Annotated in this window: 6 protein-coding genes; 4 read left to right on the top strand and 2 right to left on the bottom strand. The window is 44.5% G+C overall.

Translation table 11 applies throughout. The annotated features are described in order from the left end of the window. Positions 1 to 44: 44 nt before the first annotated feature. On the bottom strand, positions 45 to 608 hold the full coding sequence (locus AOQ29_RS01680; RefSeq protein WP_061992818.1) for a guanylate kinase: 564 nt from the start codon (positions 606 to 608) through the stop codon (positions 45 to 47). 116 nt (positions 609 to 724) lie between these two features. Between AOQ29_RS01680 and AOQ29_RS01675 the strand changes: the two genes are divergently transcribed. After that, positions 725 to 2,131 (top strand): APC family permease, encoded by a 1,407-nt coding sequence (locus AOQ29_RS01675; protein ID WP_061992817.1) that lies wholly within the window; start codon positions 725 to 727, stop codon positions 2,129 to 2,131. Between the two features lie 67 nt (positions 2,132 to 2,198). On the opposite strand, the gene AOQ29_RS01670 is transcribed toward AOQ29_RS01675, so the two are convergent. Then, entirely contained in the window at positions 2,199 to 3,902 is a 1,704-nt protein-coding gene (locus AOQ29_RS01670; protein ID WP_061992816.1) for a septation ring formation regulator EzrA, read from the bottom strand. A gap of 373 nt (positions 3,903 to 4,275) precedes the next feature. Between AOQ29_RS01670 and rpsD the strand changes: the two genes are divergently transcribed. The 3 genes from rpsD (at position 4,276) to AOQ29_RS01655 (ending at position 6,743) form a co-directional block, all read left to right on the top strand. Further along, entirely contained in the window at positions 4,276 to 4,887 is a 612-nt protein-coding gene (rpsD, locus tag AOQ29_RS01665) for a 30S ribosomal protein S4 (RefSeq protein ID WP_061992815.1), read from the top strand. Between the two features lie 123 nt (positions 4,888 to 5,010). Next, positions 5,011 to 5,385 (top strand): YueI family protein, encoded by a 375-nt coding sequence (locus AOQ29_RS01660; RefSeq protein WP_061992814.1) that lies wholly within the window; start codon positions 5,011 to 5,013, stop codon positions 5,383 to 5,385. Between the two features lie 68 nt (positions 5,386 to 5,453). Next, the gene (locus AOQ29_RS01655) at positions 5,454 to 6,743 is read left to right on the top strand and encodes a replication-associated recombination protein A (protein ID WP_061992813.1); all 1,290 of its coding nucleotides are present in this window, start codon (positions 5,454 to 5,456) and stop codon (positions 6,741 to 6,743) included. Positions 6,744 to 7,101 lie beyond the last annotated feature (358 nt).

Below are 7,101 nucleotides of genomic sequence, written 5' to 3'. Positions count from 1 at the left end.
GCTTACTTTCGTCAAGCGTTTTTTCAAGGATTTTCTAAATTATTTTACAAAGCCCGATACGACTGAATTAACCGGTCAACCTCTTGGCAGGTTTCCTGCCAATCATCATTTTTCAACACGGTAGCATGACCTTCAAGTTCCTCAGGAAGTTGTAAATCACGTTTAAATTCCGGAGCAGTTAATCGAACATGAACAGCTGCCTGGTCGTCCCCTCGATCAACCAACCGCTTCTCGAGCTTAGCAACATCCCCAATCGTGACGTACCAAACCCAGGCCTGACTACCTAACCGCTTTAAATAGGTTTCTGCCCCCTTCGTATCTAAAACGATGCAAGCCAAGGAACTTTGCTCCCAGCCCTTCTGCAATCCTTCCATGGATGACCCGTAGTCTGCCTGACTATAATGAACTGATTCTAAGTAGTCGTTTAATAGGAAAGAACTTGCACTTTCAAAATAATAGTCGACTCCATCAACCTCGCCAATTCGCTTTGCCCGAGTAGTATGGGTAATTACTTGAGGGACCTGCCACCGGTCTTTTAAATAGCTGGCAATCGATGTTTTCCCTGCACCTGCGGGTCCGGTTAAAACAATCACTTTATTTTCAGTCATGATTTTCATTTCTCCGCCATTTATCTTATAGTCAGCTTAACATCAAACAATTCGACAAGCCAGTTAAAAGTTGGTACACTTGTCAATGATTAAATTAAAATAAAGTGAGAAAAGATATGAATATCATTAAACGTGCTTTTGCTCGCGAATCCGTTGCCGGTTATTTGGAAAAAGATCAGCAAATGGAACGAGTATTGACGACGAAAGATTTAATTGGCTTGGGAGTTGGAACCGTGATTGGTTCTGGAATCTTTATTCTTCCTGGTCATGAAGCTGCTAGCCATGCTGGACCAGCAGTTGCAGTCGCTTTTTTGGTTGCTGCGCTCTTCTCTGGAATTTGCGGCATGGCCTTCGCTGAATTTTCATCTGCTATGCCCGTGGCCGGTTCAGCCTACTCATATGGATCCGTTATCTATGGTGAAATCATCGGTTGGATCTTGGGTTGGTCATTGATTTTGGAGTACTTCTTAGCCGTCTCTGCAATTGCGACTGGATTCTCCGCCTACTTCAACAACCTCCTTGGTGAAATGGGCTGGTCCCTACCACACGCCCTCCAAGCCGGACCTGGCGAAGGCGGTGTCGTTAATTTGATGGCCGTGGTCGTCATCTTGATTTCAGCTTTGATTCTCTTTGCCGGTGTCAGCCAATCAAAGAAGATTGAAAATGCCGGTGTGGTTTTGAAGGTTGCCATTATCTTGCTCTTCATCATCGGTGGTGCCTTCTTTATTAAGGGACACAATTACTCTGACTTTTATCCAAAGCAATTCCGGACAGGTCTTTGGGGTATGGGTGGATTGACTACCGCAACTGCTTCCATCATCTTCTCGTTCTTAGGCTTTGATACAATCGCTGCCCATGCGGCCGAAGTTAAGAATCCCAACAAGACCATGTCACGAGGAATCTTAGGAACAGTTGGAATTTCAGCCGTTCTCTACACCCTCTTCGCGATTGTTTTGACCGGTATTGTCAATTACAAGAAGTTGGGTGTTGATGATCCCGCAGCCTTTGCCCTCCAGGCTGTTTCACAAAATCAATTCTCAATCGTCATTACGATTGGTGCTTTGATTGGAATGTTTACCGCTATCCTGGCTTTGATTTTCGCTTCATCACGGTTGGCTTATTCATTCGGTCGTGACGGTCTCTTGCCTCGTAGCCTTGGTAAGGTCACTCCCCGTCATCGCTTGCCTCAAAATGCCTTGGTCGTTGCCATTGTTGTGGAAGCCTTCTTGGCTGGTCTAGTACCATTGAGTACCCTGGCCAACTTGATTAACATCGGAACCTTAATGGCCTTCCTCTTTATCAGCTTCGGCGTTCTCTTCCTCCGCAAGCGCAAAGATTTGGCTCATGACGGCTTCAAGATGCCGCTTTACCCAGTTTTGCCTGCCGTGGCAGCCTTGCTTTCACTCTTCTTGATTATCCGTCTCCCAATGGAAACCTTGAAGTTGTACGGTATCTGGGTCATTATCGGTTTGGTTTGGTACTTTGCTTATGGTATCCGCCATTCATCATTGAATAAAAAATAAACACGGTTACCTTAGTAATCAAATTAAAAAACGCTGGTCCTCTCGGATCAGCGTTTTTTAATTTAATTTATAGTTCCACTGCATCTTGGCTAGCCAAGAGACGCTCATAGGCTCCCGGTTCAACAGCCACTAATGCTGGTTTAAGGGTTGCCACAACTCCAGCGTAGTCAAAGTCATTTTGGTACAAAGCTTGTCCGGCCTCCAAGGCCATCGCCACCTCACTGCTAGTTTCACGATAGCGGTTTGCATACTGCAACAGGGCAACGGCCAAATCTGCTTGAATTAGCACTTCTTGGGCCTCTTCTCTGAGAGTATCAAAATCAGCCGCCACGATATTCAATTGCCGCTGGATTTCATCCAAATCTGCTTCACTGGTGTAAACCGTTTCATCGAGTCGCTTGATTTCATCACTAACTGAGAAAAAATTCGTTAAGAAGGTCGCAGGTAGGCCTGGCAAATCCCGTCGTTCCAAAGACCGCTTCAATCCCCGGATTTGATCAATATAGTCAATGGTATGCTTCTTAGCAGATTCCAAGGCTGGTTGGAACTCTTCAATTTGCTTAAACAAGGTAACTTGGTCATCATCAAGCTGAGCTAAGGTCGTCAACCAATTTTCTTGAATTTCGACCGCTTGGCTATACAGCAAGTCGTGATCCTTTAATTGCTTTTGGATCTCTTGCTGACTGGCCATCAGGTTATCAATTTCAATATGATAACCAGCATTTTGTTCTTCCTCATCATGGACAAGAGCGAACCGTCCCTTTAAGTAAGTTAATTCAATCAGCAAAGAATGATTTTGTTCCTTAACTCGGTCAAATCGCTGGTTCACCAAATCTTGTTGGCCAAAGTAGGCCCGATAGGCTTTGTATTCTTTTTCTAGCAAATCATACAAGGCTTGAATTTTCTCACCCAGTTTTTTTGAAATACTATCTGTTTCCTTCAATTTTAATTTGGCAACCGCAGCCAATCCCTGCAATCGGTCACTATCAATATCGTCGAGGGCCGCCTGGACCTCAGCGGTTTTAAAAATAACACCACGGTCGGCTAGTTCCTGCCAACTAGTTAGCAGTTCATTTATTTGATCTAAGTATTTAAAATTAAAGCTAGCAACGAAAATCGGAATATTTTGCATAAAATCAAGAACTTGTCCCGTTAACATGCCCAATTCTTCAAACTTTTCAGCCGCCTGAACTCGTTCGCTCTTTTCTGCCAAGTCTTGGTATTCTTGGTACGATTCTTCTACTTCTTCTAAGAAGTCTAGCAATGCCGGTCCGGCTGGGCCATAGACGCCATCGTCTGCAGCAATCTTTTCTCGAATCGCTGGATACTCTTGGTGTAACTGGTCAACAGCCTGGTGTTGCATCTGACTTTGTCGGTCCAACTTTGCTAAACCAGACAAAACTTCCTTTTGGAGTTCTGAAGCTTCCGTCATCAAATCAAAGAGATCTTGCAAAACCTTTCTGGTTTTCCAAACGTTTAAACCAGCGGCCAGGTTCATGGCATGGCTAATTTCTTGGTCAATTTCCAAAAAACGGTGATTACGTAAATCTTTGTATACTTTTTCTAATTCCTGATATTCTTTTAGTGCTTCACCCGTTAAGGCTGTTTTACGAGCCTTTGCCAAGTCCTTTTCAGCATCTGTATCAGTCAACGCTTTTTTTGCCAGGGCAAAATCACTTACTTGTGAAGCGGCCTTGCGTTGTGCAAAGACAGCCCAGGTGAAACCAATCCCCAATGCAACAATCACGATTACGGTCAAAATAATCCACATATGTATTAAGCCCTCAACTTTGTCTACTAATTACTTTAACAATACACTATTCACAAAATAAAAAGCTGGTCCTGCTGAGCTTTTATCCTTTTCTTAATCTTTTTTAGGATTTCTTGCTTTTGGTTAATTTGATAGAGTCTAATGTAATCTTCAAGTTGGTAAAGTTCATTGTCTTTCTTGCCTTTATCCTCTAAATTTGTTAAGCTAGTAGGAGTTGTATTGAGTAGCAGTCGGTAAAGAAGCGCGTCAACAACGTCCTAACTCGTTAGTAAGGACTTAGCTACAGTCACTGAGAAACGTTTTTCCTTGACGTTGCACGCATCTGGTGCCGGCCCTCAAATGTACAGCAAAATACATTTTGGAGGACATATACATGTCACGTTATACTGGACCAAAATGGCGTATTTCACGTCGTTTGGGTGTTTCACTTTCTGGAACTGGTAAGGAATTGTCACGTCGTGCTTACGCACCTGGTGACCATGGCCAAGGCCGTCGCGGAAAGGTTTCTGAATATGGAATGCAATTGAGCGAAAAGCAAAAGTTGCGTTTTACTTACGGTTTGACTGAACGTCAATTCCACTCTTTGTTTAACAAGGCTGGAAAAGTTCGTCAAGGTACTCACGGTACCAACTTCATGATCTTCTTGGAACGCCGTTTGGACTCATTGGTTTACCGTCTTGGTTTGGCAACTACTCGCCAACAAGCACGTCAATTGGTTAACCACGGTCACATCTTAGTTGATGGTAAGCGCGTTGATATTGCTTCATACGAAGTAACGCCTGGCCAAGTTATCTCAGTTCGCGAAAAGTCAAAGAACATTGTGCCTATCCAAATCGCTGTTGAATCAGTGGTTTCACGTCCACAATTCGTTTCATTTGATGCCGAAAAGCTTGAAGGTACTTTCGTTCGTTTGCCTGAACGTGAAGAATTGGATGCTGACATCAACGAAGCTTTGATCGTCGAATACTACAACCGTTTGGGATAATCTTTATTACCCTTTACTGGTTGAAAAAGTCACTGTTAATGCAGTGGCTTTTTTTGTGTCTCCAAGCATTTTTCCGTATAATTAGGGTCAAAGCATTTTTTAATTTTTTAGGAGGACAATTCGATGGATGATGTTAACAGCCGCTTAGAGCAAAGCCAACAAGGCAATGGTGGCCCAAAAATAAACCCTGATGAACAACGACTCTACTTGGGTACTTTTCGCGAACGTGTAGTGGTTGCTGTCAAAGAATCTCAAGTCTATGACCAAACCGTCCAAAGTCAAGTCAAGGCAGCCCTCAGTGCTTGGCCAGAAACGACCCTTTTGATTGACCAGGATTTGTGTGGTGATAGCTACACTGATTATTTGACTATGGCTGTCACAAATAATCATGCCTACACGCTACTCTCAAACACGGAGAAAACGACACAAACAACGGATCCCTATGCCGTTGTTTTAGCAGCTAAAACGGCAATTAACCAAGAAAATATTAATTTGTAAGCTCGGGTAGCCGATGCTGACCCTCTTTGGTATTTCTAAAAACTCTCGACGATACAAAGGAACTTTTAATGTCCGGACAAAAACCACTCGCTTTTCGCATGCGACCACAAAAAATTGAAGACATTGTTGGTCAACAAGACCTGGTCGGCGACAATAAAATTATTTGGCGGATGGTCGAAGCCAAGCGTCTCTCGTCCATGATTTTGTATGGACCGCCAGGAACCGGAAAAACATCGATTGCTTCGGCCATCGCCGGTTCAACCAACTTTGCTTTCCGAGCCCTTAACGCGGCGACCGATTCTCAAAAGGATTTGCAGGTTGTGGCCGAAGAGGCTAAGATGTCCGGGACAGTCGTCTTACTTCTTGATGAAATTCACCGACTCAACAAGGTCAAACAAGATTTCTTGTTACCTCATCTTGAATCCGGGGCCATTATCTTAATCGGTGCGACAACTGAAAACCCCTATTTGAATGTCACTCCCGCTATCCGGTCACGGACACAAATCTTTCAGGTCCAGCCCCTAACGCCGGCTGATATTCAAAGCGGCATCAAGCGGGCCTTAACCGACACTGAGAACGGTTTGGGGTCCTATCAAGTTAACCTTACCGACCAGGCACTCAACCACCTTAGTCAAGCTACTAACGGTGACTTACGGTCGGCTTTAAATTCACTGGAACTCGCTGTCTTATCGACAAAGCCCGACTCAGACGGAATGATTCAAATTACCTTGGACGTTGTCGAAGAAACCACCCAACGCCAGTCATTGGTCGCCGATAAGGATGGTGATGCCCACTACGACATCATTTCTGCCTTGCAAAAATCAATCCGCGGGTCTGACGTTGATGCCGCTCTCCACTACGCAGCTCGGCTCATCATTGCTGGTGATTTACAAATCTTAGTTCGTCGACTAATTGTCATCGCCTACGAAGATATCGGCTTAGCTAACCCGAACGGGGTTCAGCGAGCGGTCACAGCTATCCAAGCTTCCGAAAAGCTTGGCTTTCCAGAGGCTCGAATTCCTCTAGCCAATGCCATCATCGAATTAGCCCTTTCGCCCAAATCAAATTCTGCCTACACGGCCATGGATATGGCCCTAGCTCAAGCCGGCCGGTCAAAGGCCCAAGCCATGCCGAACCACTTAAAAGACAGCCACTACCAAGGGGCCGAAAAACTTGGGCACGGCAATACTTACCTTTACCCCCACGACTACCCCAATGACTGGGTTGCGCAGGCTTACTTGCCAGAGGCGATTGCCGACGACAAGTACTTTAATCCTAAGGGGAACTCGACCTTCGAACAACAGCTCAAAGACGTTAATAAAAGCCTCAAAGACCAACAAGAACGTGGTCTAAAGTAAACAATACCAATTGTGCTATTTTGAAAAATTTATCAACAAAAATTGACCCATTTTACTCACAAATTAACGAATGTCAAGACTGGTATTTTATTCGTGTTTCTGTATACTATTAGTGAATACTCTGGTATGCGCATTGTCGCATTTACAGCTTTTTCCTTACAACCTTTTTATTTTGGACGGGGATCCCTCGGTAATGACATGCCCTTTCGTTTGGTCATCAGAGCCACCGGTGAAACGCCCACCTCGATAATTTCGAGGAAAATCTGAGCGACGATTAACGGTGCCAATAGAGTATCGTGGGCATGACCCACGGCCTGCCTTCGGGCGGGCTTTTTTTGTGCTTTTTATTTGTAGACCA

The organism is Fructobacillus ficulneus, from assembly GCF_001047075.2.
In the GTDB taxonomy this organism is placed as follows: Bacteria; Bacillota; Bacilli; order Lactobacillales; family Lactobacillaceae; genus Fructobacillus; species Fructobacillus ficulneus.
The sequence above is the reverse complement of the archived record's forward strand: the minus strand, read 5'-3'. Positions and strand labels throughout refer to the sequence as shown.

Excerpts from the sequence above, each read along its gene's own strand:
- AOQ29_RS01680 (WP_061992818.1), bottom strand. The coding sequence starts at position 608 with ATGACTGAAAATAAAGTGATTGTTTTAACCGGACCCGCAGGTGCAGGG.
- AOQ29_RS01675 (WP_061992817.1), top strand. The coding sequence starts at position 725 with ATGAATATCATTAAACGTGCTTTTGCTCGCGAATCCGTTGCCGGTTAT.
- AOQ29_RS01670 (WP_061992816.1), bottom strand. The coding sequence starts at position 3,902 with ATGTGGATTATTTTGACCGTAATCGTGATTGTTGCATTGGGGATTGGT.
- rpsD (WP_061992815.1), top strand. The coding sequence starts at position 4,276 with ATGTCACGTTATACTGGACCAAAATGGCGTATTTCACGTCGTTTGGGT.
- AOQ29_RS01660 (WP_061992814.1), top strand. The coding sequence starts at position 5,011 with ATGGATGATGTTAACAGCCGCTTAGAGCAAAGCCAACAAGGCAATGGT.
- AOQ29_RS01655 (WP_061992813.1), top strand. The coding sequence starts at position 5,454 with ATGTCCGGACAAAAACCACTCGCTTTTCGCATGCGACCACAAAAAATT.